The organism is Dietzia sp. 111N12-1 (genome assembly GCF_001658045.1).
Classification (GTDB): domain Bacteria; phylum Actinomycetota; class Actinomycetes; order Mycobacteriales; family Mycobacteriaceae; genus Dietzia; species Dietzia kunjamensis.
In genome coordinates this window covers 49,265-74,848 of the sequence record NZ_LSSV01000025.1, presented here as the reverse complement: position 1 = coordinate 74,848, position 25,584 = coordinate 49,265, and the positions used below count along the sequence as shown (strand labels likewise).

The window sequence follows — 25,584 nt, the reverse complement described above, 5'->3', positions numbered from 1 at the left end:
GGTTGTGTGGTCCCGAGGCTAGCCCAACGGCCTGTCCCGGGGCGCCTCAGGTGTCGCGGTAGGGTTCCGCGTCATGAACGCACGGGTGGTGGTCGTCGGCATCGGCGGCGACGGGTGGGCGGGGCTCGACGAGGCCCGCCGTCGCGCCGTCCTGCGCGCCGATGTGGTGCTCGGCGGGGAGCGTCATCTGGCGATGGTTCCGGGCGATGTGACGGCCGAACGAGTGCCGTGGCCGCGGCCGCTGCGGGATGGGTTGCCGGAGCTGCTCGCGCAGTTCCGCGGGCGATCGACCGTAGCCCTGGCCTCGGGCGATCCGCTGGTCGCCGGGATCGGCACCACCCTGATCGACCTGCTCGGCGCGGACGCGGTCGAGGTGCTCCCGGCGGTGTCCTCGGTCGCTCTGGCCCGCGCCCGGATGCGGTGGCCGGCCGAGTCCGTGGCGGTGCTGCGCGACCACCGCGCGCTCGGTCGTGAACTGGCACCGGGGCGACGTCTGCTGGTGCTCTCGGCGGACCGGCACACGCCGGGAGAGGTCGCAGCGCTACTTGACGGCGCCGGCTTCGGGGGGAGCGCGATGACCGTTCTGTCCGATCTCGGGGGCCCGTCGGAAGCGCGCTTCAGCTGCCCGGCGCGCGACTGGGCTGTCGATCACGAGGCCCCCGCCCTACACGTGTTGGCCATCGAGTGCGTGGCCGACGCGTCCGCCCGGCCGCTCGGGCTGGCGCCGGGATTGCCCGACGACGCCTTCCAGAACGACGGCCAGCTCACCCGCCGCGACCTGCGAGCCTCTGCCCTCTCCCGGCTCGCGCCGGCCCCCGGTGAGCACTTGTGGGACGTGGGTGCTGGCGCCGGGTCGGTGGGCATCGAGTGGATGCGCGCGCACCCGTCGTGTCGGGCGACCGCGGTGGAGGCGAACTCCGAGCGGGCGGCCCGGATCAGGCGCAACGCGGCCGCCCTCGGGGTGCCCTCGTTGGAGGTCGTCCACGGACGGGCGCCCAAGGCTCTGGACGGTCTGCCGCGGCCGGACGCGGTGTTCATCGGTGGGGGCGGTACTGCCCCTGGCCTGCTGCGACAGTGCTGGGACGCACTTCGCCCGGGCGGCCGGCTGGTCGCGCACGCGGTGACGCTGGAGACCGAACGCGCGCTCATCGACACCCGCGCCGTATTCGGCGGGGAGCTGACAAGGATCCAGGTCGAGCACGCGGACTCGATCGGCCGGTTCACCGGCTGGGCCCCCGCCCGTGCGGTGGTGCAGTGGGCGGCCGTGAAGCCCTTCGTCGCTGCGGCTGATACTTCGGAAACAGGGGAGAGCTCGTGACCGTTCACTTCGTGGGAGCCGGCCCCGGCGCCGCCGACCTGCTGACGCTGCGCGCGGCTGCGGCGCTTGCCGCCGCCGACGTCTGCCTGTACGCGGGGACGTATCTCGACGACGGTGTGCTCGACCACTGCCGACCCGAGGCCCGGCTGGTGGACACCCAGCATCTGGACCTGGACGGGATCATCGGCGAGATCGTCGCCGCTCACGCCGATGGGCTCGAGGTGGTCCGGCTGTGTTCGGGTGACCCGTCGCTGTACTCGGCTCTCGCCGAGCAGACTCGCCGCCTCGACGCGGCCAGCGTGCCGTGGGACGTGGTTCCTGGTGTTCCGGCCTATGCCGCGGCCGCCGCCGAGCTGGGTGTGGAGCTCACGGTTCCCGAGGTTGTGCAGTCGGTGGTGCTCACCCGCGTTCAGGCGCGGTCGACGGCGATGCCGTCGACTGAGTCGTTGGAGAATTTCGCCGCCACCGGCGCGACGCTTGTGTTGCACCTGGCGATCACTCGGATCCGTGAGCTGGCCGAGCGTCTGGTGCCCACGCACGGTGCCGACTGCCCGGTGGCGGTGGTGGCCAGCGCGAGCCGCCCGCACCGCGTGGAGCTGCGCGGCACGCTCGCCGACATCGCGGACGCGGTCGAGTCCGCCGGCCTGCGCCAGGCCGCGGTGATCCTGGTCGGCCGCGCGCTCGAGCGGCCGGGGGAGGCGGAGTCGTGGCTGTACGCGTCGAGCCCGGAGCGAGAGTCGAAGCGGCGGAGTGTCGCCGATACGCTCGGAGGGGATTGAACGCGGCCAGCGCCCGAGCGCTGACCAGGGAATTTCACATAACCCAACATTATCGGCACATCGCGCGGGGGTGTGAGCTGCGGAAATTACGGAGTGACGCTTCTCGGCCATTGTTCCAATCACCTGAGATGGATCGGGCCCGACGACATACTCCAGCGCCACATCGCAGGTGACAGTGGCTACGGTGAGGCTTGGCGGGCTCCAAGTTCGGCGACCTTGATGAAGTAGAGAAGAACGTCCCTACAGCGATGGTTCTTGCGGGCTCTGGCTACTTGGGTTCAAGTCGGCCGCTGTCGCGCATGCCCGTAATAGTGAGGCGACGGGATTGGTCGCCGAACCTGGTCCGGAGATCCCCACCGCATGTCCGTTTTTACGAAGTGGATAAGGCCTGATGGGCTGCCCGTGGCGCGGGACGCAAATACAGCCGCCCGTCTCGAGGGCGCACGCGTAATCTCAACAGGCATGACGCCTCGCGACAATGATGAACGGCTCATCGGGACCCTTGGCCTTACCGCCTGCGTCCGCTTGAGCTCCTGCGTCCAGCAGCACCGGCTGATCTCCGGTGGCGCAGGGTCTGCAATCGAGTCGCAGCGCACCGACTGTGGGCAGCGGACATGACCGTGCCCGCGTCCGGACGGCGGGTGCTGGTCACCGGCGCCACCCAGGGTATTGGCCGTGCCGTGGCACAGGCGTTTGCCCGGCTCGGGGATATCGTGGCTGTTCACTACGCATCGCGTCCCGAGGAAGCTCGACGTACGCTCGAGTCCCTTGATGGCGAGGGGCACGTCATGGTGAACGCCGACATCAGTGACCCGCACCAGTGCCGAGCCCTCGTGCAGAAGGTTCTGAGCGAGCTGGGAGGGGTGGACGTGCTGATCAACAACGCAGGTATCGCTCCGAGCCCGTTCAACGCTCATCCGATCGCAGACGCAACGTTCGAGGACTGGACGGATCGTTGGGAGCAGATGCTGTCGGTCAATCTCCTGGGAGCCGCCCACGTCACCTGGGCGTTCGCGCAGCAGCTCCGTGAAGGCGCCGGTTCTGGCGCCGTGGTGAACATCGGGTCGCGCGGCGCGTTCAAGGGCGAGCCCGAGCACCCGGCCTATGCGGCCAGCAAAGCCGCACTCCACGCGTTCGGGCAGTCAATCGCCGCGACGCTTGCCCCGTACGGAATCTCGGTCTCGTCGGTGGCGCCGGGCGTCGTAGCCACCGAACGCCAGGCGACAACACTGGCTGGCCCGGACGGCGATGGGCTGCGCGCACAGAGCCCCTTCGGTCGCGTTGCCACCCCGGAAGAGGTGGCACACGCCGTGCTCTACCTTGCCTCCCCCGAGGCGGTCTGGTCCTCGGGCGCCGTACTCGACCTCAACGGAGCCTCGTACTTCCATCCGTAGAGGGCTGACGGCTGACCCGTATGCCGGGTGCATCTCAACAGCAATGCTGGTCGTGGGTCTCCGCCGGGCCGTCAATTCCCGCCGGCCACTAGACCCAGTCGACGGTCTGCAGCAGCGGCTCCTCGAGCTCCAGAGCGGGGTCCCCAAACAGTGGTATGCCAGGGGACGGGCGTCCTCCGGCAGCGGAACGCTCCCGGAGAAGTGGTCGGGATCGACGAAGCTCGTGACGTGCCATGGTTGGCTCAGCCCGACGCTCGGCGCCACGGCGAAGACCCTAGGAGCCGCTCGATGGTTTCGCGCGGAACCGGGGTGCGGTGGAAGTGCCGATGGTCCCGGCGCGCGTCGCCAGAACGCGCCACAATGCCTCGACATCGACCGCGCGATCGTCGCCGGGGCCGGGACCGGTGCTCATGCCCGCACGAACCGGGGGCTCCACACCCGGCCGGAGTCCGTGATCCGCGTCCCGGAAGCGCCCACGATGAGCAGGCACTTCATGTCGATCGACCCACAGTGGAGTTCGCCGAGGGTGGTGACGGTCAACGATTCCTCGGCTCGGCCCACGTCACGGCCCACCACGACGGGCGTGGTCGGGCAACGGTGACGCAGGATCACCTCGCGGGCGTCGGAGACCTGGTGGGTGCGCGAGCGGGAGGCGGGGTTGTAGACCGCCAGGATCAGATCCGCGGCGGCGATCGCGTCCAGCCGCTGGTCGATCACGTCCCACGGCTTGAGCCGGTCCGACAGGCTCACCACGGCAAAGTCCGCACCGATGGGAGCGCCCGCCCGCGCGGCCACCGCCTGTACAGCGGAGACCCCGGGAGCGACGTGGACGTCGATGCCGGTGAAGCGCGGATCCTCCGCGGCTTCGAAGACCGCCGAGGCCATGCCGAACACGCCCGCGTCGCCGCCGGAGACCACGGCCACTTGCTCGCCCGCGCCGGCCAACTCCAGGGCGAGTGCCGCCCGGTCGACCTCGACGGTGTTGCCGGAGCAGTGTCTGCGCAAGCCCGCCCGCTGCGGGACGCGGTCGACGTACGGGGCGTACCCCACCACGTGGTCGACCTCGGACAGGATCCGCGAGGCCTCCGGGGTCAGCCACTCTGCCGGGCCCGGGCCCAGGCCGACGACGTGCACCACGCCGCGCGATGCAGAGGACTGCTCCTCGGCCGAGCCGGCGGTACGCCCCGGGGAGGGCTCCCCGGGTGCAGCGAGCTGCGCGGGCCGGCGGCCGGTGGGGTCGGAGTGCTGAGAGTCGCCGGGGACGACGATGAGCGAGAAGTACGGCACGGAGTCCGGGTCGACCTCGCTGACCGGGTGATGTGCCTCCGCGTCGGTCGACGCGCGCTCCACATAGACCGCGCCCTCGAGCCGACCGGCCGCCTCGAGCGCCCGGCGCACGGCCGGGAAGTTCCGGCCGAGTTTCATGATGATCGCGCCGTCGGTGTCGGCCAGCCGCCGCGCGAGCTCGGGCTCGGGCAGGGTGCCGGGCAGGACGGTGAGGACGTCAGTCTGTCTGACCAGGGGAGTGGCGGCCGCGGCGGTGGCAGCGGCGAACGCGGGAATGCCGGGCACGATCTCGGTCTCGAATCGAGCGGCGAGCTTGTCGTGCATGTACATGAAGGAGCCGTAGAACAGCGGGTCTCCCTCCGAGAGCAGGACCACGTCCCGGCCGGCGGCCAGGTGCTCGGCCAGTCGCTGCGCGCTGCGCTCGTAGAAGTCCGCGATCGCGCCCGCGTACCCGCCCGGGTGGTCGGTGACGCCCGTGGTTACCGGATACTCCAGTCGCTCCTCGATCGCGCCGGAAGGGATGAGCTCGGCGGCGATGCGACGCGCGTTGGATTCCTTGCCGCGCCCAGCGTGAAAAGCCACGACGTCGGCCGCGCCGATGAGCCGGGCGGCCTTGAGCGTGAGCAACTCGGGATCGCCCGGTCCCACGCCGACGCCGTACAGACGGCCGGTCACTCCGCCTCCTGGGCCAGGGCGTTGACAGCAGAGGCGGTCATCGCGGACCCGCCGCGCCGGCCGTGCACGGTGACGAAGGGGATGTCGATGCCGTGGTCGTCGGCGAACGCGGCGAGCGCGGCCTTGGACTCGGCGGCTCCGATGAAACCCACCGGGCAGCCGACGATCGCGGCGGGTCGGGGAGCACCGTCGAGGATCATCTCCAGCAGGTGGAACAGGGCGGTGGGGGCGTTGCCGATCGCGACGACGGCGCCGTCGAGGCGGTCGCCCCACAACGCCAGTGCGGCGGCGGATCGGGTGGTGCCCATCCGCGCGGCCAGGTCGCGAACGCCGGGATCGGACAGGGTGCACACCACGTCGTTGTCGCGGGGGAGCCGAGCCCGGGTGATCCCGGAGGCGACCATGTGGGCGTCGCAGAGGATCGGCGCGCCGGCGTCGAGCGCCGACCTCGCCGCGCTGACCAGGCCGGGGTGTACCTGCAGGTCACGGGTCAGGTCGGTCTGACCAGTGCCGTGCACCATCCGGACGGCGAGTCTCTCGGCGTCCGCCGGAACGCGGGACAGGTCGGTCTCGCGGCGGATGGTCGCGAAGGAGTCGACGTAGATGGCGGGCCCGTCGTCGACGTAGTCGTAGCGACGCGGCGGCCTCAGGGCAGCACTCATGGGGTCCTCCTCGGGGTTCTCGCCCCGGTGTGAGAAGTCGCAGCGACGCGGTGGGAGCGCGCTGATCCCCGGTGAGTATCTGGCTGGGCCCATCGGCTCGACGGGCCTCACAGTGGCGGAACCGCCCCGGACTTGCACCGGGTTCCTCGCCGTGGGACAGCCCGCAGCCTACTCGCGGACGGCCAGCACCCCGCGCCACGGGGTCACGATGAGCTCGGCGACGTCGCCGCCGGTGAGCCGGGCGATGAGGTCGCGGTCGAGGATCCCGTCCGGCGCCTCGACGTGCTCGATCGGCTCCGCCGAACCCGCGACCGGCCCGTACGGCAGCGCCGGGGCCGGGCTCGGCAGTCGGCCGTCCGCGGGGCGGGCCTCGAAGAGGGGGGTTGGCAGTTCCCGCACGTGCCACGGGGCGTCCGGCCCGACGCCGCGGGCGTCGACGAACTCGCGGGCCAGCTCGACCAGCCGCTCGGCGGCGTCGACCAGTGGCACCACCTCGGACCAGCGGTCACCCACGCGCAACTGCGCGGTGTCGGCATCCAGGGCGACCAGGCCCAGGTCGCAGGAGCGCTCGAGTAGGTCCCCGCGGCCGTCGTCCAGGACGAACAAGAACCGGCCCGGCAAGCCGCCGAGCGCGGGATCGGCCAACAGTCTGTCGTCCAGGGCCGTGGTCACCGGCCGCAGGTCCGCGCGGCCCCGGGCCTGCCCGCCGAACGACTCGCCCAGGCCCGTCAGCGGCGAGACGAGGACGTTGCGCACCAGCTCGTGCCCGGGCGCGGGGAGCAGGCCCGTCTCCGCGATCGCCGCCACCACCTCGCCGGGCAGCTGCCCGTCCGGACCGATCGGCAGAGCCCGCAGCTGCAGGTTCGCGCGCGTGGTCACGTGCACGTTGTCGTCGTCGCCATATCTCACGGCGACCCCGTGCAGGGCGGACAGGGCCGCCGGTGACACGCGGCCGCCCGGCACGCGCAGCCGGACCAGGGCGCCGTCGGAGGCCGGCCACGGCCGCAGGACGCCCGGGCACAGGTCGCTACGGGTCCGGCGGGTGGGTTCGCTGATGCTCACGGGGGCCATTGTGGCAGCCCATCGAGGGTGTACTTTTCCCAGATCGCAGATGGTAAGTTTTTTCTTCACAACTGAAGAAGCGGAGCTCCACCGTGACAACTCGCCGCGTACCCACCCTTCTCGCCTCCGCCCTCACCGCAGTCGCACTGGTCGCGGCCGGGTGCTCGTCGGACGCCGCCACCGAACCCGCCGCCACCGAAGCGGCCAACACCACCACGGCATCACCGGCCGCCGGGTCCGTCGCCGAGGTGACCGTCCCGGACGCGTTCACCGCGCTGACGATGATTCCCATCGGCAACCCGCCGCTGCCGTTCAAGGGCACCGACGGCAAGTACCACGTGGCCTACGACCTGCAGCTCACCAACGCCACCAAGGTGCCGGCGAGCGTGGACAAGATCGACGTGGTGGACGGCGCGGATCCCACGACGGTCATCGCCAGCTTCTCCGCCGCGGAGCTCGTGGACCCGGACTGCGTGTTCGGCGACTGCAACCGCCTGCGCGACCTGCCCGCGGGGTACGTCGACACCGCGCAGATCCCGCCGCAGGAGAGCCGGGTGCTGTTCATCGACTACACCTTCGACTCCCTCGACCAGGCACCGAAGGTGGTACTGCACCACCTCTACGGGACCGGCGCCGCCTCGCCGGCGTTCGGGGAGCCGGGGCCCATCGACTACCTCACGACGCCGGTCGCCTTCTCCACCCGCACCGTGCCGGTCATCGCGCCGCCCGTGCGGGGCGAGAACTGGGTGGCCCTCAACGGGTGTTGCGAACCGGGCTTCCCGCACCGCAGCTCAGTGATGTCGGTCAACGGCAAACTCAACAACAGCCAGCGGTTCGCGATCGACTGGAAGCGCACCAACGACCAGGGCGAGTTCTTTGCCGGAGACAAGAACCACAACGAGAGCTACGTGGACTACGGTGCCGAGATCCTCGCCGTGGCCAACGCTACCGTGGTCTCGGTCCTCGACGGGATGGACGCCAACGCGCCGGGGGTCCTGCCCGCGAGCAACCCGGAACTGGCCTCCAAGCTCACCGTGGAGAACGTGGACGGCAACCACGTGGTGCTCGACCTCGGCGGCGGCGTGTACGCGATGTACGCACACATGATCTCCGGCTCGGTCACGGTGAAGCCCGGGGACAAGGTGACCGAGGGCCAGGTGCTCGGCAAGCTCGGGAACACCGGCAACGCCAACGCCTCGCACCTGCATTTCCAGCTCATGGACGGGCCGAGCCTGCTGGAGGCCGACTCGCTGCCGTACGAGCTGAAGGGGTTCGACTACGCCGGGCAGGTCCCGCCGCAGCGGATCGCCGACGCCGACGACTTCCTGTCCGGCACCTTCGTCGACACCGCGGACCTCTCGCCGGAGCCGCGGAGAGGCGAGCTGCCACTCAACCTCGCGGTGGTGGACTTCCCCTGACCGGGATGGCCGTCCCCGGCTGACGCGAGGCAGCCGGGCGGCCACGGGCGGGGTGCGCCGGATAGGCTCGCCCGTGCCGTGGTGTTCGGGAAGCCGGAGGAAAAGCCGGCGCGGCCCTCGCCACTGTAGTCGCGGAGTCGCGCCCCCTCGTCCGTCCCTCACGGGGCGGAGACCACTGGATCCACGGGTCCGGGAAGGTCGGTCGCGCGGCATTGATGCGGAAGCCAGGAGACCGGCCACGGCGACATGTTCCACGAGGGTTTGGAGAAGAACATGCGCCCCGACCGGCGTTCGGCGTCCCCTGATGACGCCTCGGCACAGCACGACGTGCCCCGCATCACCCTGTTGTCCACCTCCGACACGGACCTGCTCTCCGCGCGGGAATCCCGCGCGGATTGGTCGCTCGGCAACCCGTCCCGACTCGACGTCGAGGCGAATCTGCCCGAACTGCTCGACGGCGCCGACCTGGTGGTGGTCCGCATCCTCGGCTCGCGGCGATCGTGGGAGGCCGGGTTCGCCGCCGTGCTCGGCGCGGGCGTCCCGGTGGTGGTCCTGGGTGGGGAGCAGACCCCCGACGCAGACCTGATGGAGCTGTCCACGGTCCCGATCGGCATCGCGGCCGAGGCGCACCGCTATCTCGCCGAGGGCGGCCCGGGCAATCTCGCGCAGCTGCACGCGTTCCTGGCCGACACCGTGCTGCTCACCGGCGCCGGGTTCGAGCCGCCGGTCAGCGTGCCGGTGTGGGGGATGCCGCCGCGCCCGGACACGACGGAAGCCCCCGGCCTGCCCCGCGTGGGCGTGCTCTACTACCGCGCCCACGAGGTGAGCGGGAACTCCGGGTTCGCGCACTCGCTGGCCGACGCGATCGACGCTGCTGGCGCGGTGGGAGTGCCGGTCTTCGCCGGCTCTCTGCGCTCGGCCCCCGACGAGCTGTTCGACGCGCTCGGCACTCTCGATGCGCTGGTCGTGACGGTTCTTGCTGCCGGCGGCACCACGCCCGGCGCGGTGAGTGCGGGCGGCGAGGACGAGACGTGGGACGTCGAGCGCATCGCCGCGCTGGACATTCCCGTATTGCAGGGCCTGTGCCTGACGTGGAGCCGGGAAGACTGGGCGGCCTCAGACGACGGCGTCAACCCGCTGGATTCGGCCAACCAGATCGCGATCCCCGAGTTCGACGGCCGGATCATCACCGCGCCGTTCTCGTTCAAGGAGATCGACGCCGACGGCCTACCCCGCTACGTGGCCGATCCGGAGCGGTGCGCGCGTGTCGCCGGGATCGCCGTGGCCCACGCGCGGCTGCGCCACGTGGCGCCGGCCGACCGCAAGGTCGCGCTGGTCCTGTCGGCCTATCCGACCAAGCACTCCCGCATCGGCAACGCCGTCGGCCTGGACACCCCGGTCTCGACCATCCGCCTGCTGCGCCGGATGCGCGACGAGGGCTACGACCTGGGCCCGGACGACGGCCCCATCGCCCGGTTCCTGGACACAGCCGGGGACTACGCCGACGACACCGCCGCCGGCGACGCCCTCATCCACGCGCTCATCGCCGCGGGCGGGCAGGACGAGGAGTGGCTCACCAGCGCCCAGCTCACCGACAGTCGCGTGCGGATCTCCACCGACGACTACCTGCGCTGGACCGCGGACCTGCCCGAGGCGCTGCGCGCGGAGATGGTCGAGGCGTGGGGGCCGGCGCCGGGGAAGCTGTTCGTCAACGACGCCGGCGAGATCGTGCTGGCCACCATCCAGGCAGGGAACGTCGTCCTGCTCATCCAGCCGCCCCGCGGATTCGGCGAGAACCCGGTCGCTATCTATCACGACCCCGAGCTCGCGCCCTCCCACCACTACCTGGCCGCCTACCGCTGGCTCGCCCGCGGCTTCGGGGCGCATGCGCTGGTGCACATCGGCAAGCACGGCTCGCTCGAATGGCTGCCGGGCAAGAACGCCGCGCTCTCGGCGGACTGCGCCACCGACGCGGCGATCGCCGACCTGCCGCTGATCTACCCCTTCCTCGTCAACGACCCCGGCGAGGGCGCGCAGGCAAAGCGCCGTGCGCACGCGACGATCGTCGACCACCTGGTCCCGCCGATGGCCCGCGCGGAGTCGTACGGAGACATCGCCCGCCTGGAGCAGCTGCTCGACGAGTACGGGAACATCGCGTCGATGGACCCGGCCAAGCTCCCGGCCATCCGCGCGCAGATCTGGACCCTCATGCAGTCCGCGCACATGCACGAGGACCTGGGCCTCGAGCAGCGCCCCGACGACGAGGAGTTCGACGACTTCCTCCTCCACGTGGACGGCTGGCTGTGCGAGATCAAGGACGTCCAGATCCGCGACGGCCTGCACGTCCTGGGCCAGGCGCCCGCGGGCGAGGCGCGCGTCAACCTGGTGCTGGCGATCCTGCGGGCCTCGCAGGTGTGGGGCGGCGAGTCCGGGGCGGTTCCGGGCCTGCGTCGCGCACTCGGGCTGGCCGAGGGCGCGCCGACCGAGGAGGTCGACCGGGTCGAGGCGCTCGCCAAGGCGCTGGTCGAGGGGATGGACGCGCGGGAGTGGGACGTCGCCGCGGTGCCCGACGTCCTCGCCGCCGCGGGCCTCACCGCGGGTGGGGCGGGTGACGGCGCGTCCGAGGGCGATGACGACAACGACGACGACAACGACGACGACGAGGTCGCGCAGGTGCTCGAGTTCGCCGCCCGCGAGGTGGTGCCGCGCCTGGCCGCCACTGTCGACGAGCTGGACGCCGTCATCCACGCACTGGACGGCGGGTTCATCCCGGCCGGGCCCTCGGGATCCCCGCTGCGGGGTCTGGTCAATGTGCTGCCCACGGGCCGGAACTTCTACACGGTGGACCCGCGCGCCGTCCCGTCGCGGCTGGCGTGGGAGACCGGTCAGGCCATGGCGGACTCGCTGCTGGACCGGCACGTCGCCGAGACCGGGGAGTACCCGAGCTCGGTGGGGCTGTCGATCTGGGGCACCTCGGCCATGCGCACCTCCGGGGACGACATCGCCGAGGTCCTGGCCCTGCTGGGCGTCCGCCCCGAGTGGGACGAGGCCTCCCGCCGGGTCACGGGCCTGGAGGTGGTCCCGTCCGAGGAACTGGGCCGCCCGCGCGTCGACGTGACCGTGCGCATCTCGGGCTTCTTCCGCGATGCGTTCCCGCACGTCATCGGGATGCTCGACGACGCCGTGCGGATGGTCGCCGAGCTGGACGAGCCCGACGAACACAACTTCGTCGCCGCCCACACGCGGGCCGATCTGGCCGAGCACTCCGACCACCGCCGGGCCACCACCCGCATATTCGGCTCCGCACCGGGCTCCTACGGCGCCGGGATCCTGCAGACCATCGAGGCGGGCAACTGGCGCGACGACCGAGACCTGGCCGAGGTCTACACCCGCTGGGGCGGGTACGCCTACGGCCGCGACCTCGACGGAGTCCCCGCGGCCGACGACATGCGCACCAACTACCGGCGCATCGCGGTGGCGGCCAAGAACATCGACACCCGCGAGCACGACATCGCCGACTCGGACGACTACTTCCAGTACCACGGCGGGATGATCGCCACCGTCCGCGCGCTCACCGGCGCCGAGCCGCGCGCCTATGTGGGCGACTCGACCACGCCTGATGCCGTGCGCACCCGGTCGCTGGCGGAGGAGACAACGCAGGTATTCCGCGCCCGCGTGGTGAACCCGCGGTGGATCGCGGCCATGCAACGTCACGGCTACAAGGGCGCGTTCGAGCTGGCGGCCACGGTGGACTACCTCTTCGGGTTCGACGCCACCGCCGGCGTGGTCCACGACTGGATGTACGACTCGCTCGCCCGCGAGTACGTCCTGGACGAGACCAATCAGGAGTTCCTGCGCCGGTCCAACCCGTGGGCGCTGCGCGGGATGATCGAGCGGCTCTCCGAGGCCGCCGACCGCGGGATGTGGGCCGAGCCCGACGCGGACATCATGGATCGGCTGCGGCAGGTCTACCTCGACGTGGAGGGCGATCTCGAGGAGTCCCACGGTGACTGAGTTCCCCACCGGCCGGCGGCGCGTGCGCGTGGTGGGCATCGGCTCGGGCGGGCTCGACCAGATCACGGTCGAGGCCGCCCGGGCCCTGCGCGCCAGCGACTACGCCCTCGCGGCCGTGAAAGGCCCGACCGACCCGTTGATCGATCTCCGCGCGCGGCTGCTCGCCCGCCACGCGCCGGGCGTCGAGCTGGTGGGTGTGCCCGATCCGGAGCGGGACCGCTCGTCGTCGTCGACCTCCTCCGACGCCGGGTATCGCGGCGTGGTGACAGACTGGCACGAGGCCCGCTCCCTGGCCTGGGAACGCGTCGTGGCCTCCCGGCCCGGCGATGTGGCGATCCCCGTGTGGGGCGACCCGGCGTTCTACGACTCCACGCTGAGGATCCTCGACCGGATCGCCGAGCGCGGTGCGCTGGACCTGGAGGTGGAGGTCGTGCCCGGGATCTCCGCGCTCCAGGTTCTGGCCGCGCGCCACCGTCTGGTCCTGCACGAGATCGGCGGCACGGTCACCGTGACCACCGGTCGCCGGCTGCGCGAGGTCGTGGCCGCCGGCGCCGACAACGTGGTGGTGATGCTCAACGGCGACCTGCCGCTCGATGACCTGGCCGACTGGAACATCTGGTGGGGCGGGAACCTCGGCGACGCCGGCGAGACGCTCGTCGCGGGCCGCGTGGGCGACGTCCTGCCGGACCTGCGCGCGCACCGCGAGCGGCTGCGCGACGAGCACGGCTGGGTGATGGACGTGTATCTACTGCGACGCGGAGAAGGGACGACGGCCCGATGACGGCTGAGAAGGACACCGCCGGGGCGACCGCCGGGGCGACGGCCGGGACGACCGGCGGGAAGGACAGCGCCGGCGCCACGGCCGCGCGGGACTGCGCGGGCCGGGTCGTGCTGGTCGGCGGCGGGCCGGGGGACCCGGGGCTGATGACCGTGGCCGGCCTCGACGCCGTCCGCACCGCCGATGTGGTGGTGACCGACCGCCTGGGACCGGTGTCGATCCTCGACGAGCTTGACCCCGGCATCGAGGTGATCGACGTGGGCAAGGTGCCCTTCGGTCCGGCGACCCCGCAGGAGGAGATCAACCGGATCCTCGTCGAGCACGCGCGGCGCGGGCGCACCGTCGTCCGACTCAAGGGCGGCGACAGCTTCCTGTTCGGCCGCGGCGCCGAGGAGCACCTCGCGTGCACCGCGGCCGGGGTGCCCGTCACCGTGATCCCGGGCGTCACCTCGGCACTGTCGGTTCCGGCCCTCGCCGGCGTCCCGGCCACCCACCGCGGACTCTCGCAGGGCGTGTCGGTGATCTCCGGGCACGTCCCGCCCGACAGCCCGCACTCGACCCTCGACTACGGCGCGCTCGCCAGGTCCGGGACCACGCTGGTGTTGCTCATGGCGGTCACGACCCTGCCCGCCATCACCGCGGAACTCCTGGCCGAGCGGATGCCCGGGGACACCCCGGCTGTGCTGGTCGAGAACGGCTCCACCCCGGCGGAGCGCGTCCTGCACGGGACGCTGGCGACGATCGCGCGGCAGGCGGCCGAGGCTCAGGTCGCGCCGCCCGCGATCACCGTGATCGGGGCGGTCGCGGCGCTGGCAGGGCAGATGATGGCCCACGCCTGAGCGGTGTGGGCGGCGACGGATCAGGCCCCGCCGCCGCCGTCGGTGAGTTCCCGCCCGCGCCGATGCGCACGCGTGAGTTCATCGGCAGGAGCGTGCGACCACACCCAGCACCGCCATCACGACGGTGCCCACCTGGACGCGGTCGTGCAGGAGGATCGCGCGGCGGATGTCGTCGTCCCGGACCGACCGGCCGTCACCGAGGACCGCCCGGTCCTCCACGCCGTACGGGTACGGCGTGGGCCCGCCAAGCCGGACCCCCAGGGCGCCCGCGCACACGGCTTCGACGACCCCGGCGTTCGGGCTCGGGTGCGCCGGTGCGTCACGGACCCACGCCCGCAGGGCCCCGGCGGGACTCCCGCTCACGGTCGGGGCGCAGACCACCCCGAGCACGCCGGCGACCCGAGCCGGCAGAAATCCCAGCACGTCGTCGAGCCGAGCGGTGGCGGTGCCGAAGTGGCGGTACCGCTCCGAACGGTGACCCACCATCGCGTCGAGCGTGTTGGCCGCGCGGTGGACGGCGGCGCCGGGCGAACCCGCCACCGCGGCCCAGAACAGCGTCGCCACCGCCGCATCGGAGGTGTTCTCCGCGACGGATTCGACGACAGCCCGCGCGAGATCCTCCGGGCCGAGCGCGGCCGGATCCCGTCCGCACAACCACGGCAACAGGTCCCGGGAACCCGCGTGATCGCCCCGGGCGAGCAGGTCACCCTGCCGCCCCGCGACCGCGAGCAACGAGGACCCGCCCAGGCACGACCACACCACGGCCGCGTCCCACGCCACTGCCGCGACGCGGTTCCGTCCGGCGAGACGTCCGACGCCCGTCACTGCAGCGGCGGTGCCCCCCACGAGGACGCCGGTGAACAGCAGGCCCGCCGCCCGCTGCGCGTTGGGCGTCAGGCCGGGCCGCAGGAGTCGCGACTCCACGACGAGCGCGACCCGGCCGAAGCCCGCGACGGGGTGGAACCGCCCCGGGTCGCCGACGAGGCGGTCGAGGGCGAACCCGGCCGCGATGCCCGCCGCGCGGGCGGGCAGTGCGCTGCCGCAGCCCCCGTGACGCGCACGCGGGTCAGCGCGCGAGATAGCGGACATGCGCCCCCCGCCCGTCGTGGGTCACCTCGGCCTCCACTCCGTACACCTCCCGGATCAGATCGGCGGTGAGCACCTCGTGGGGCGCGCCGCCGGTCACGAGCCGCCCACCGGACAACACGATGAGATGGTCGCAGAACGTGGCCGCCAGGGTGAGATCGTGCAGGGCCGCGACCACCGTGGTGTCGGTGGCGCGGACGAGGGCCAGCAGGTCGAGCTGGTGGCGGATGTCGAGGTGGTTGGTCGGTTCGTCGAGGACCAGCACCCCGGGCTCCTGGGCCAGGGCCCGCGCGATCTGCACCCGCTGCCGCTCGCCGCCGGACAGCGTCGCGTACCGCTGGTCCAGATGGTCGCCGAGGCCGGTCGTCTCCGCCGCGCGCCGCACCACCGCGTCGTCCCCGGGACCCGGACCCGACCAGGCCGCGCGATGGGGGATGCGGCCGAGTTCGATGACCTCCCGGACCGTGGGGTTCTGGTCGGTGGTCGCCTCCTGCGCCACCAGGGCCACGCGCCGGGACAGGCGTTTGCGGGGGAGTGATCGGATGTCCGTGCCGTCGAGGTGCACCGATCCGGTGTCGGGCCGGAGCAGGCCCGTGAGGATGCGCAGAAGCGTCGACTTGCCGGATCCGTTCGGCCCCAGCACCCCGACCATCGTGCCGGGGGCGGGAGCTACGGTGACGTCGTCGAGGATGGTCCGGCCGCGCACGGACCACGAGACGCCTCGAGCCTCGAGGGTCGACGGGGCGGCGGTCATCGGCCGTGTCCCCGTCGCAGGAGGAGCCCGACGAAGGCCGGGACGCCGATGAGTGCGGTGGCCACCCCGATCGGCAACTCCTGGGGCGCGATCACGGTGCGGGAGACGGCGTCGATCCACACGACGAACACGGCGCCCATCAGCGCCGCGGTCGGGACGAGGACCCGGTGCCGGCCGCCGACCAGGGCCCGCGCGGCGTGCGGCAGTACCAGCCCCACGAAACCGATCGCGCCGCAGGTGCTCACGATGACGGCCGTGACGAGCGCCGTCACCACCATGAGCACCAGCCGCGTGCGGGCCACGTTGACGCCGAGGGCGGCCGCGGCGTCCTGGCCGAAGGCGAACGCGTCGAGGCTGGAGGTGTGCAGCAGGCACGCCACCAGCCCGAGCAGGACCACGACGCCGCACACCGCCACGTCCGACCAGCGGACGGAGGCCAGCGAGCCGAGCAGCCAGAACAGGACGCCGCGGGTCTGCTCGGCGTCGGCGGCGATGTAGACGACGAACGAGGTCACCGCGGAGAACAGCTGGGTCGCCGCGACCCCCGCCAGCACCACCCGGTCGGGCGTCCCGCCGGACGCGAAGGCCAGGACCAGGACGAAGCCGAACGCGGTGAGCGCCCCGACGAACGCCCCCGTGGTGAGCCCGACCGCGCCCGCGCCGACCCCGAGCACCACCACGAGGACCGCCCCGGTGGATGCGCCCGAGGAGATGCCGAGGATGTACGGGTCGGCCAGGGGGTTGCGCAGCAGCGACTGCAGGATGACGCCGCACAGTGCGAGCCCCGCCCCGGCCAGGGCCGCCATGAGAGTGCGCGGAAGCCGCAGGTTCCAGATGATCCCCTCCTCGATCCGCGTGAGCCCGGAGTCGGCTCCCGTGAGTCGGGCCAGCGCGGACTGGATAACGTCGGCGGCGGTGAGTCCGGACGGGCCGATGGTGATGACGAGCGCCGTCGACACCGCCAGCAGCCCCAGGCCACCGAGCCACAGGGTGACCAGTGCGGACGGTCGCCGCAGAGCCGGCCGCCGGCGCGGTGGCGCCGGGACCACCGGGGCGGTGGTCCTCTCGGGTGCGAGGGTCATCGGGTCAGTTGGCCGGGTCCGGCGCGCCGGCCCCCGGCGTGATGAGGCCCAGCTCGGTGAGCCCCGCCGCGACGGTCTCCACCCCGTAGATCGTGCGCAGCGACGGGTTCATCTCGGCACCGGTGATGTCGATGAACCGCTTCTCCCGGACCGCCGCCATCTCCCGGGTGACGGGGTTGGACTCGAGGTAGGCGATCTTGGCCCCCGCGGTCTCGGCGGTCTGGCTCTTGCGGGTCAGGTCGCCCACGACGATCACGTCCGGGTCGCGCTCGGCCACGACCTCCCAGCTGATCTGCGGCCACTCCTGGGTGGTGTCGTCGAAGACGTTCTCCAGGCCCAGGGTGGTCGAGATGAGGCCGGGGGCACCGCAGCAGCCGGCCAGGTACGGGGACTCGGAGTTGGCGAACCAGTACATCGCGGAGATCCCGCGGGCGTCGACGCTCTCGACGGCCTCGTCGAGCCGGCGCTGCAGGTCCGCCACCAGCTCGTCACCGGCCTGCTCCACGTCGAAGATCGTCGCGAGCTCGGTGATCTCGCGGTAGAGCAGGTCCGGGGTCAGTGGGGTCTCGCGGACGCCGTCCCCGGAGTCGGCGACCTTGCCCACACAGTCGGTGGGGGAGAGGTACGTACCCACGCCGAGTTCGTGGAACTGCTCGCGGGCGGCGACCCCGCCCTCGCCGAGGGTGCTGCCGAAGGAGGCGGTGACGAAGTCCGGCTCCACGTCCAGGACGGCCTCCATCGACGGCGCGTTGTCGGCCAGGCGGGGGACAGACCTGTTCACCTCGGAGAACTCGGGTAGGACCGGGTCTGTCCAGGTGGCGGTGCCGACCATCCGGTCGCCGAGGCCGAGGGCGTACAGGATCTCGGTGGAGCCCTGGTTGAGCGAGACGACCCGTTCGGGCGGGGCGTCGAGCTGCACCTGCTCCCCGCAGTTCTCGATCGGATCGGTGCCCGGGCCGGCGATCGCGGCCGGGTCGTGGGCGGTGCAGGAGGTCAGGGTGAGAAGGGTGACGCCGGCGAGGGCGACCAGGGTGGACGAACGCATGGGTGTGCTCCGAGGTCGCGGGCCTGGAACGCGAAGCCCGGTGATGACCTGGCGGTTGTCACCGCGAGGGCCAGCCGGTATTCGGACTCGGGATCACCTGGACGGAAGCGCCTTCCCAGACCGTGCGGCCCAGTGGCACCGTGCCCCGCCATCACCCTCACCGCTGCGCGTCAGCTCCGGATTCGCACCGGATTCCCGCGACCGATCGGTCTCGCTGGCGATCACAAGGTAACACGCGCTCCAGGGTCAGTACGCCAGCCCCATCCGCATCGCGCCCACCGCTTCTGACAGCGCCGAGCGCGCGAGCGGGGTGGCCCCGACGGCGTTGACGAACGGGTGGACCAGTGTCTCGTGGCGGCGCAGCGAGACCGGGACACCGGCATCGGCCATCTTCCGGGCGTAGGCCTCGCCCTCGTCGCGCAGCGGGTCGAACCCGCCCGTGGCCACGTGGGCGGGCGGCAGTCCCGAGAAGTCCTCCGCAAGCAGGGGGGAGGCGCGGGGGTCAAGCCGGTCCTCGTCGGACCGGATGTAGGTCTCCTCGTACCAGTCCATGTTGGCCCGGGTGAGGAAGAAGCCGTCGCCGAACAGCTCGTACGAGCGGGTCCGCGCGGACATGTTGGTGGCGGGGACGAACAGCAGTTGGAAGTCCGGCATCTTCTCTCCGGCGTCGCGCGTCTGCTGGCAGACCACCGCCGCCAGGTTGCCACCGGCGCTGTCACCGCCCACCGCGATGCGCGTCGGGTCCACGCCGAGTTCGTCGGCGTGGTCGCGGACGTACCGGAACGCGGCGATCGCGTCCTCGACCGCGGTGGGGAACCGGAACTCGGGTGCCAGCCGGTAGTCCACGCTGATCACCTTGAGCCGGCCCGTCTTGGCGATGTAGCGGCAGGTCGCGTCGTGCGAGTCGACGCTGCCGAGCACCCAGCCGCCGCCGTGGAAGAACACCAGTGCGGGCAGCGTCTCGTCACCGTGGACCGGCGAGTACAGGCGCGCGGGCAGGTCGGCCCGGTCCGGGTCGGTGCCGCCGAGCGGGAGGACGATGTCGGTGACGACGGCGAGGTCGATCTTCTTCCCCGAGACGGTGAACGCCGACCGCTCGACGGCCGAACGTGCCTTCTCGACGGTCAGATCCTCGTATTCGCCCTCGGACGTCATCGAGATGACCCGGAGCCCGGCCTGGAAGTGCGGGTCGAGGACCTGGCCGTCCATCCGTCGCGGGGTCCCGCCCACGAGTCGGAGTAGCGGGCCGGGCAGGCACCCGGCAGCGGTCATGACGGCCTTGGTCAGGCGATCCGGGATCGACGGGGAAAAGACTCGGTGGCCGGACATGGGAGAGCGCATGGCCACATTGTGACGCAGATCCCTGGGATGATCGGGGTAATCGGACGAAGGAGCTGATCATGCGTTCAGAACACGAGAGCGTGGTGCGGGTCGAGGGCCTGGTCAAGACCTTCGGCCGCGCCCGGGCCCTGGATGAGCTGGACCTGGACGTGCGCCGCGGCGAGGTCCACGGGTTCCTCGGACCCAACGGGTCGGGCAAGTCCACCACCATCCGGATCCTGCTCGGGCTCATGCGCGCCGACTCCGGGCGGGCGACGGTGTTCGGCGGCGACCCGTGGCGCGACGCGGTCGAACTCCACGCCCGGCTCGCCTACGTCCCCGGCGAGGTGACCCTGTGGCCGCGGCTGACGGGCGGCCAGTGCATCGACCTGCTCGGCCGGGCGCTCGGGGGACTGGACCCGGGCCGTCGGGACGAGCTGATCGAACGTTTCCGGTTGGACCCGACCAAACGCACACGTGACTACTCCAAGGGCAACCGACAGAAGGTGTCGCTGATCGCCGCGCTGGCCTCCGACGCCGAACTGCTCGTGCTGGACGAGCCCACGTCCGGCCTGGACCCGCTCATGGAGCAGACGTTCCAGGAGTGCGTCCGCGAGGCCGTCGATGGCGGCGCCACCGTGCTGCTGTCCAGCCACATCATGGGCGAGGTCGAGACCCTCGCCGACCGCGTGAGCATCATCCGCGACGGCCGCACCGTCACCTCCGGGACGCTGGCCGACCTGCGGCGTCACACCACGACCGAGGTCCACGCCGTCACCGACGCCGATCCGGGTTCACTCGGGCGCGTGACGGGGGTCGACGGCCTGCGGATCGAGGAGACCGTCGACGGTCGGTTCGAGGTCCGCTGCCACGTGCCGGCCCCGCAGCTGGGTGAGGTCACCGGCCTCCTTCACGCGGCCGGCATCCACACGCTCACCGCGACCCCGCCCAGCCTGGACGACCTGTTCCTCAACGCCTACTCCGGTGCCGGCGAGGCCTCCGGAGACGATGACCGAACGGGGGACCGGCGATGACCTCGCCGTTCGCCGGCACAGGCCTGCTGGCACGCATCGCCCTGCGCGCCGGGTGGCGGGCCGCGGCCGCCTGGGTCCTCGGCCTGGCCGCGCTGTACCTCGTCACCGGGCTGTCGATCGCAGCCCTGTACGACACCCCGCAGGAACTCGCCACGTACGGCGCCTCGGTCGGCGAGTCGATGATCATGCTCACCGGCCGGGTGGCCGGGCTCGACACCCTCGGCGGCGTGATGATGAACGAGTACTCGTTCATGGTCGCCTTCGGCATCCCCGTCATGGCGATCGCCCTGACCGCGCGTGCCACCCGCAAGGAGGAGGAGTCCGGACGGTCCGAACTGCTCCTGGCGGGCCGGGTCGGCCGGCTCGCCCCGACGGCGGCCGCCCTCGTCGTCGTCGCCGGGGTCTTCACCGTCCTCGGTCTGGCGCTGTGGGCGGCGACCCTCACCGTCGACCTCGACCGCGCGGGCGCGGCGCTGTACGTGGCCTCGATCGTCGCCGCCGGCTGGGTGTACGCGGCCGGCACCGCCGTGCTCGCGCAGGTGTTCGCGCACAGCCGGACCGTGTGGGCGGCGGCGATGACCGTGGCCGGACTGACCCTGATCACACGCGGGATCGGCGACGTCAACCGCAACTGGCTGAGCTGGACCTCGCCGCTGGGCTGGCACGGCCTGACCCGGCCGTTCGGCGAGTCCTCCGTGGTGCCCCTGATCGTCGCCGTCGTCGCCGCGGCCGGGCTCGCCGCGGTCGCGCTGTGGCTCGCCGCGCGCCGCGACGTGGGCCAGGGGATGGTCCCCGCCCGGACCGGCCCCGCCACCGCGTCCCGGTGGCGGGCGTCCCGGACCGGGACCGCCGTACACCAGCACCTGGGCGCACTGACGGGTTGGACGATCGGCGTGGTGGCGTTGATGGCCATGTACGGCGCGCTGATGAACGTGGTGGTCGAGACGATGATGTCCAACCCCGACCTGGCGGTGTTCCTCGGCGACTCGGGCACCGTGGTCGATTCCATCGTGCAGATGCTGGTGGCGTTCACCGGATTCCTCGGGGCCGGGTTCGCGTTGCAGACCCTCACCGGGTTGCGCGGGGAGGAGACCGCGGGACGACTCGAGATGGAACTGTCCACGGGGCGCTCGCGGTGGTCGTGGCTCGCCGCCCACACCGCGGTCGTCGCCGCCGGCACCGTCGTCGTGGTCCTCGCCGGCGCCGCCGCGTTCGGGATCTCCGCCGCCGCCGTGCTCGACGACCCGGACCTGGCGGGACGAATCATCGGCGCCGGGGCGTGGTACGTCCCCGCCGCGTTGGTGTTCGTCGCGATCTCGATCGGCCTGTTCGGCGCATCCCCGAGACTGCAGGTCCTGGCGTGGGCGCCGTTCGCCCTCGCCGTCGTCGTCACCCTCATGGGACCCACGCTCCGGCTCGACGAGGACCAGATGCGCCTGTCCCCGTTCGGCGCGGTGGGCACCGCGCCCGTCGGCCCCGTCAACGCGATCGGCGTGGCCGCGCTCCTCACGGTGACGGTCGTGCTGGTCGCCGTGGGGCTGGCCGGCTTCCGGCGCCGCGACGTGCCGCGGACCTGACCGCGGCACCCGACCCGACCTGACAGACTGGCTCGCACGGCCGCCACGCCTCACCGGCGCGGCCGTCACGGACACCGGCGCCGCCGGTCGCACGCGAACCAGGGAGGAACCGATGTCGGACGAGTTCGATCGAGACAGGCTCTCCACCGCGCTGTCGGTGGTCGCGGACTGGCCGGTGGACACCGTCTCGGCCGCGGTGGTCGGCCCCGACGGCGCCCTCGCGGTCCACGGCGACGACACCCGCGTGTACCGCCTGGCCTCGGTGACCAAGCCCCTCGTCGCGATGGCCGCGCTCCTGGCCGTCGAGGAGGAGGCCATCGGCCTCGACGATCCTGCGGGGCCCGAGGGGTCCACGGTGCGTCACCTGCTCGCCCACGCCTCGGGGCTGGACTTCGCCGACCGCGACAAGGTCCGCGCCGAGCCGGGGGAACGGCGGATCTACTCCTCGGCCGGGTTCGAGGTGCTGGCCGACCACATCGCCGACGCCACCGGGATCGCGTTCGGCGACTACCTCCACGAGGCGGTGTGTCAGCCGCTGGACATGGAGTCCACCACGCTCGAGGGCTCCGCCGGGCACGGGGCCTCCGCCAGCCTGGCCGACCTCATCGCGTTCGCCCGTGAACTCGTGGCCCCGCGGCTGCTCGCGCCCGAGACCCTCGAGGAGGCCGTGACCGAACAGTTCCGCGGCCTCGACGGGATCGTGCCCGGGTACGGCATGCACAAGCCGTGCCCCTGGGGGCTGGGCTTCGAACTCCGCGACGCCAAGCATCCCCACTGGACCGGGCAGCACAACTCGCCCGCGACCTTCGGGCACTTCGGGCAGTCCGGGACCCTGCTGTGGGTCGAACCGGAGATCTCCACGGCGCTGATCGTGCTCACCGACCGCGACTTCGGCGACTGGGCCAAGCCGCTGTGGCCGGAACTGTCCGACAGGGTGGTCGATGCGGCAACCCGGCGTTCGCGCGAGGAGGACTCGCTCGGCGGGTGAGTCCGCCACCCGCGACACGCCCGCACTCGTGCCGGGCGCGGGAATCACCGTGCTGTAACTTTGCTGAGAGTCGAGAAGTGTCGCTGGTGTAATTCGATCACTTCAGGCACAGTGTTAACTGCAAGCAACAGAAGCAACATCATTCACACGATTTCGTGAGGTCGTTGGGGAAGACGTCCCTCAGTGAGTCGGGAGTGAAGTGATGTCTGACCATAACTATCTCGCGGATACGACGACCGGCGTGGTGTTCATCCATGCCGCGCCTACCGCGTTATGCCCTCACGTCGAGTGGGCTCTCGCAGCCACTCTCGACGCCAACTCAGCCATGCGCTGGGAAGACCAGCCGGCCCAGCCGGGCGCTCGCAAAGCGATCGTCGACTGGATCGGCCCGGTCGGCACCGGCGCGCGTCTGGCCGATTCGCTGGCCAAGTGGTCGATGCTGTCCTTCGAAGTGACCGAGGACCCGAGCGACCTCGTCGACGGCGAACGCTTCTCCCACACACCCGAACTCGGGATGTGGCGGGGGCAGACGGGCGCCAGCGGCGACGTGGTGCTCAGCGAGAACCGGCTCCGGCATCTCATGAAGGCCGGCCCCGCCGCCTTTCATGCCGCGGTGGAGGACGAGCTCGGCACCGCCTGGGACCGCGCCCTCGAACCGCTGCGCGGCCACCCGGCCGCCGCCGAGGTCACCTGGCTCTCCCGGGTCGGCTGACCCACCGCACCACCGCACTCCCGCACTCCGGACAGCGCCCGCCCCAGTTCTCGGGGCGGGCGCTGACTCGTGTGCGCGACACGCTGGCGACACCCGGCACCGGCTGCGGGTGGCCACCGCGTCCTCCCGGGACACGACTGCGCCCCCTCCCGTCAGATCGGGGAGGGGGCGCAGTCGTCGGGTGCGGATCTGCCGAAAGTGTTCCGGCCGGATTCAGGTCACAGCGGGATGTTCTTGTGCTGGCCGCGGGTGTGCGCGGCCGCGTCCAGCGCCTCGGCGATCCGTCGGCGGGTGTCGGTGGGCTCGATGACCTCGTCGACCACACCGATGGAGACCGCGCGACCCACGCCACCGGCGATGGCCGCGTGCTCATCGGCCAGACGGTCGTGCAGGGCCTCCCGCTCGTCCTCGGGAGCCGCCGCGAGGGTGCGCTTGTGGAGGATGCCGACGGCGGCCTTGGCGCCCATCACCGCGACCTCGGCGTCGGGCCAGGCGAACACGGCGGAGGCTCCGAGAGCGCGCGAGTTCATCGCGATGTAGGCACCGCCGTAGATCTTGCGGGTGACGAGCGTGACCCGGGCGACCGAGGCCTCGGCGAACGCGTGCAGCAGCTTGGCGCCGCGGCGCACCACGCCGTCCCACTCCTGCGAGACGCCGGGCAGGTAACCGGGGACGTCCACGATCACGACCAGCGGCACGCCGAAGGCGTTGCAGAGCCGGACGAACCGCGAGGCCTTCTCCGCGGACTCCGAGTTGAGGCAACCGCCCAACCGCAGCGGATTGTTGGCGATGACACCCACGGTGCGGCCGGACATCCGGCCGAAGCCCACCACGATGCTGGGCGCCCACTTGGCCTGCAGCTCCTCGAAGGTGGTGCTGCCATCGAGCTCCGAGGAGTCGAGCAGCCCGTGGACGAGAGGACGGACGTCATACGCGCGCTTCGGTGAGTCGGGGAGCAGGCCCGCAAGATCGGTCTGATCGCCCTCGAGGGCACGCGGGTCGAACTCGCCCTGCGCGGACAGCAGGGTCACCAGACGACGCGCCCGGTGCAGGGCATCACGCTCGTCGGTCGCGGCGATGTGACACACCCCCGACTTGCGGTGGTGCACGTCCTGGCCGCCCAGGCCCTCCATGTCGACCTGCTCGCCGGTGACGGAGCGGACCACGTCGGGACCGGTGACGAAGATCTTGCCGGCCGGCGCCATGATGACGACGTCGGTCAGCGCGGGGCCGTAGGCGGCGCCACCGGCGGCGGGCCCGAGCACGACGGAGATCTGGGGCACGTGGCCCGACGCGCGGACCATGGCCTCGAATACGAGGCCGACCGCGTGCAGCGCCTCGACGCCCTCCGCGAGTCGCGCCCCACCCGAGTGCCAGACGCCGACGACGGGCAGATGCTCGTCGATCGCCACGTCGATGGCACGCACGATGTGCCGGCACCCGTCCAGGCCCATGGCACCACCCATGACGGTGGCGTCCGTCGCGTACGCGATGGTGGGTTCGCCGTCGATCAGGCCGCGCGCGGCCATGGCGCCGGAGGCGTCGGGCTCGGTGATGAACTCGAGCGAAGCCGGGTCGAAGAGGTTCTCGAGCCGGACGACGGGATCTCGAGGGTCGATCTGGGTGTTCTGGTCAACAGGGCTGGTGATGGTCATATGTGCAGTCCTTTCCTCGGCGCGTGTCCCTGGAAGGGAGAGCGCGCCTGCGATGGACCCCCGGACTGGCTTGTGGGCGATCGGCGTTCGGATCGGGACCCCCGT

At 71.9% G+C, this 25,584-nt stretch carries 20 protein-coding genes and 3 riboswitches; of the genes, 11 read left to right on the top strand and 9 right to left on the bottom strand.

Features of this window, described 5'->3' with window-relative positions:
- Positions 1-73 precede the first annotated feature (73 nt).
- The 3 genes from AYO52_RS05445 (at position 74) to AYO52_RS05435 (ending at position 3,491) form a co-directional block, all read left to right on the top strand.
- Positions 74-1,318, top strand: a complete 1,245-nt coding sequence (locus AYO52_RS05445) for a bifunctional cobalt-precorrin-7 (C(5))-methyltransferase/cobalt-precorrin-6B (C(15))-methyltransferase (protein ID WP_067714272.1) — start codon at positions 74-76, stop codon at positions 1,316-1,318.
- Positions 1,315-2,097: a cobalt-precorrin-4/precorrin-4 C(11)-methyltransferase gene (locus AYO52_RS05440; protein ID WP_067714270.1), complete on the top strand. Its 783-nt coding sequence runs from the start codon at positions 1,315-1,317 to the stop codon at positions 2,095-2,097. Before AYO52_RS05445 ends, AYO52_RS05440 begins: the two co-directional genes overlap by 4 nt.
- 614 nt (positions 2,098-2,711) lie before the next feature.
- Positions 2,712-3,491, top strand: a complete 780-nt coding sequence (locus AYO52_RS05435) for an SDR family NAD(P)-dependent oxidoreductase (RefSeq protein WP_067714267.1) — start codon at positions 2,712-2,714, stop codon at positions 3,489-3,491.
- Positions 3,492-3,899: 408 nt separating this feature from the next.
- Here the strand turns inward: AYO52_RS05435 and AYO52_RS05430 are convergent, their stop codons facing one another.
- From AYO52_RS05430 to AYO52_RS05420, 3 genes are all read right to left on the bottom strand, one after another.
- The gene (locus tag AYO52_RS05430) at positions 3,900-5,453 is read right to left on the bottom strand and encodes a precorrin-2 C(20)-methyltransferase (protein WP_067714264.1); all 1,554 of its coding nucleotides are present in this window, start codon (positions 5,451-5,453) and stop codon (positions 3,900-3,902) included.
- The gene (locus AYO52_RS05425) at positions 5,450-6,115 is read right to left on the bottom strand and encodes a precorrin-8X methylmutase (RefSeq protein WP_067714261.1); all 666 of its coding nucleotides are present in this window, start codon (positions 6,113-6,115) and stop codon (positions 5,450-5,452) included. The genes AYO52_RS05430 and AYO52_RS05425 overlap by 4 nt, the downstream gene beginning before the upstream one ends.
- A gap of 73 nt (positions 6,116-6,188) precedes the next feature.
- Positions 6,189-6,263: riboswitch (cobalamin riboswitch) on the bottom strand.
- 20 nt (positions 6,264-6,283) lie between these two features.
- Positions 6,284-7,177: a nitrite reductase gene (locus AYO52_RS05420; RefSeq protein ID WP_082923798.1), complete on the bottom strand. Its 894-nt coding sequence runs from the start codon at positions 7,175-7,177 to the stop codon at positions 6,284-6,286.
- Positions 7,178-7,269: 92 nt separating this feature from the next.
- Here AYO52_RS05420 and AYO52_RS05415 point away from each other — a divergent pair, with 92 nt between their 5' ends.
- The 4 genes from AYO52_RS05415 to cobA all read left to right on the top strand — a co-directional run bounded on the left by AYO52_RS05415 (position 7,270) and on the right by cobA (position 14,226).
- Entirely contained in the window at positions 7,270-8,595 is a 1,326-nt protein-coding gene (locus AYO52_RS05415) for a M23 family metallopeptidase (protein WP_067714255.1), read from the top strand.
- A gap of 62 nt (positions 8,596-8,657) precedes the next feature.
- Positions 8,658-8,851: riboswitch (cobalamin riboswitch) on the top strand.
- 17 nt (positions 8,852-8,868) lie between these two features.
- On the top strand, positions 8,869-12,609 hold the full coding sequence (cobN, locus tag AYO52_RS05410; RefSeq protein ID WP_067714336.1) for a cobaltochelatase subunit CobN: 3,741 nt from the start codon (positions 8,869-8,871) through the stop codon (positions 12,607-12,609).
- Positions 12,602-13,390 carry a precorrin-6A synthase (deacetylating) gene (gene cobF / locus AYO52_RS05405; protein WP_067714252.1) on the top strand — a complete coding sequence of 263 codons (789 nt, stop codon included), beginning with the start codon at positions 12,602-12,604 and terminating at the stop codon, positions 13,388-13,390. Before cobN ends, cobF begins: the two co-directional genes overlap by 8 nt.
- A complete protein-coding gene (gene cobA, locus AYO52_RS05400; RefSeq protein WP_253701903.1) occupies positions 13,387-14,226 on the top strand; it encodes a uroporphyrinogen-III C-methyltransferase in 840 nt (279 codons plus the stop codon). The genes cobF and cobA overlap by 4 nt, the downstream gene beginning before the upstream one ends.
- Positions 14,227-14,304: 78 nt before the next feature.
- Here cobA and cbiB read toward each other — a convergent pair whose 3' ends face one another.
- From cbiB to AYO52_RS05375, 5 genes are all read right to left on the bottom strand, one after another.
- On the bottom strand, positions 14,305-15,315 hold the full coding sequence (gene cbiB / locus AYO52_RS05395) for an adenosylcobinamide-phosphate synthase CbiB (RefSeq protein WP_082923794.1): 1,011 nt from the start codon (positions 15,313-15,315) through the stop codon (positions 14,305-14,307).
- The gene (locus tag AYO52_RS05390; protein ID WP_067714249.1) at positions 15,293-16,066 is read right to left on the bottom strand and encodes an ABC transporter ATP-binding protein; all 774 of its coding nucleotides are present in this window, start codon (positions 16,064-16,066) and stop codon (positions 15,293-15,295) included. Before AYO52_RS05390 ends, cbiB begins: the two co-directional genes overlap by 23 nt.
- Positions 16,063-17,148, bottom strand: coding sequence for an iron ABC transporter permease (locus AYO52_RS05385; protein WP_082923793.1), 1,086 nt, complete (start codon positions 17,146-17,148; stop codon positions 16,063-16,065). Before AYO52_RS05385 ends, AYO52_RS05390 begins: the two co-directional genes overlap by 4 nt.
- 4 nt (positions 17,149-17,152) lie before the next feature.
- Positions 17,153-18,193, bottom strand: a complete 1,041-nt coding sequence (locus AYO52_RS05380; protein WP_067714246.1) for an ABC transporter substrate-binding protein — start codon at positions 18,191-18,193, stop codon at positions 17,153-17,155.
- 54 nt (positions 18,194-18,247) lie between these two features.
- A riboswitch (cobalamin riboswitch) is annotated at positions 18,248-18,427 on the bottom strand.
- 12 nt (positions 18,428-18,439) lie between these two features.
- A complete protein-coding gene (locus AYO52_RS05375; RefSeq protein ID WP_235027867.1) occupies positions 18,440-19,534 on the bottom strand; it encodes an alpha/beta hydrolase in 1,095 nt (364 codons plus the stop codon).
- A 59-nt stretch (positions 19,535-19,593) separates the two neighbouring features.
- Here AYO52_RS05375 and AYO52_RS05370 point away from each other — a divergent pair, with 59 nt between their 5' ends.
- The 4 genes from AYO52_RS05370 to AYO52_RS05355 all read left to right on the top strand — a co-directional run bounded on the left by AYO52_RS05370 (position 19,594) and on the right by AYO52_RS05355 (position 23,824).
- The gene (locus AYO52_RS05370; RefSeq protein ID WP_067714241.1) at positions 19,594-20,547 is read left to right on the top strand and encodes an ABC transporter ATP-binding protein; all 954 of its coding nucleotides are present in this window, start codon (positions 19,594-19,596) and stop codon (positions 20,545-20,547) included.
- A complete protein-coding gene (locus tag AYO52_RS05365) occupies positions 20,544-22,124 on the top strand; it encodes an ABC transporter permease (RefSeq protein ID WP_067714239.1) in 1,581 nt (526 codons plus the stop codon). The genes AYO52_RS05370 and AYO52_RS05365 overlap by 4 nt, the downstream gene beginning before the upstream one ends.
- A gap of 112 nt (positions 22,125-22,236) precedes the next feature.
- Positions 22,237-23,112 carry a serine hydrolase gene (locus AYO52_RS05360; protein ID WP_067714237.1) on the top strand — a complete coding sequence of 292 codons (876 nt, stop codon included), beginning with the start codon at positions 22,237-22,239 and terminating at the stop codon, positions 23,110-23,112.
- 202 nt (positions 23,113-23,314) lie between these two features.
- Positions 23,315-23,824, top strand: coding sequence for a DUF3145 domain-containing protein (locus tag AYO52_RS05355; RefSeq protein WP_067714234.1), 510 nt, complete (start codon positions 23,315-23,317; stop codon positions 23,822-23,824).
- A gap of 218 nt (positions 23,825-24,042) precedes the next feature.
- Here AYO52_RS05355 and AYO52_RS05350 read toward each other — a convergent pair whose 3' ends face one another.
- On the bottom strand, positions 24,043-25,479 hold the full coding sequence (locus AYO52_RS05350) for an acyl-CoA carboxylase subunit beta (protein ID WP_067714232.1): 1,437 nt from the start codon (positions 25,477-25,479) through the stop codon (positions 24,043-24,045).
- Positions 25,480-25,584: the final 105 nt, after the last annotated feature.

Coding starts and splice junctions, on each gene's coding strand:
- AYO52_RS05390 (WP_067714249.1), bottom strand. CDS start 16,066: ATGACCGCCGCCCCGTCGACCCTCGAGGCTCGAGGCGTCTCGTGGTCC.
- AYO52_RS05385 (WP_082923793.1), bottom strand. CDS start 17,148: ATGACCCTCGCACCCGAGAGGACCACCGCCCCGGTGGTCCCGGCGCCA.
- AYO52_RS05350 (WP_067714232.1), bottom strand. CDS start 25,479: ATGACCATCACCAGCCCTGTTGACCAGAACACCCAGATCGACCCTCGA.
- AYO52_RS05380 (WP_067714246.1), bottom strand. CDS start 18,193: ATGCGTTCGTCCACCCTGGTCGCCCTCGCCGGCGTCACCCTTCTCACC.
- cobN (WP_067714336.1), top strand. CDS start 8,869: ATGCGCCCCGACCGGCGTTCGGCGTCCCCTGATGACGCCTCGGCACAG.
- AYO52_RS05375 (WP_235027867.1), bottom strand. CDS start 19,534: ATGCGCTCTCCCATGTCCGGCCACCGAGTCTTTTCCCCGTCGATCCCG.
- AYO52_RS05360 (WP_067714237.1), top strand. CDS start 22,237: ATGTCGGACGAGTTCGATCGAGACAGGCTCTCCACCGCGCTGTCGGTG.
- cobA (WP_253701903.1), top strand. CDS start 13,387: ATGACGGCTGAGAAGGACACCGCCGGGGCGACCGCCGGGGCGACGGCC.
- AYO52_RS05365 (WP_067714239.1), top strand. CDS start 20,544: ATGACCTCGCCGTTCGCCGGCACAGGCCTGCTGGCACGCATCGCCCTG.
- AYO52_RS05425 (WP_067714261.1), bottom strand. CDS start 6,115: ATGAGTGCTGCCCTGAGGCCGCCGCGTCGCTACGACTACGTCGACGAC.
- AYO52_RS05355 (WP_067714234.1), top strand. CDS start 23,315: ATGTCTGACCATAACTATCTCGCGGATACGACGACCGGCGTGGTGTTC.
- cbiB (WP_082923794.1), bottom strand. CDS start 15,315: ATGTCCGCTATCTCGCGCGCTGACCCGCGTGCGCGTCACGGGGGCTGC.
- AYO52_RS05435 (WP_067714267.1), top strand. CDS start 2,712: ATGACCGTGCCCGCGTCCGGACGGCGGGTGCTGGTCACCGGCGCCACC.
- AYO52_RS05370 (WP_067714241.1), top strand. CDS start 19,594: ATGCGTTCAGAACACGAGAGCGTGGTGCGGGTCGAGGGCCTGGTCAAG.
- AYO52_RS05445 (WP_067714272.1), top strand. CDS start 74: ATGAACGCACGGGTGGTGGTCGTCGGCATCGGCGGCGACGGGTGGGCG.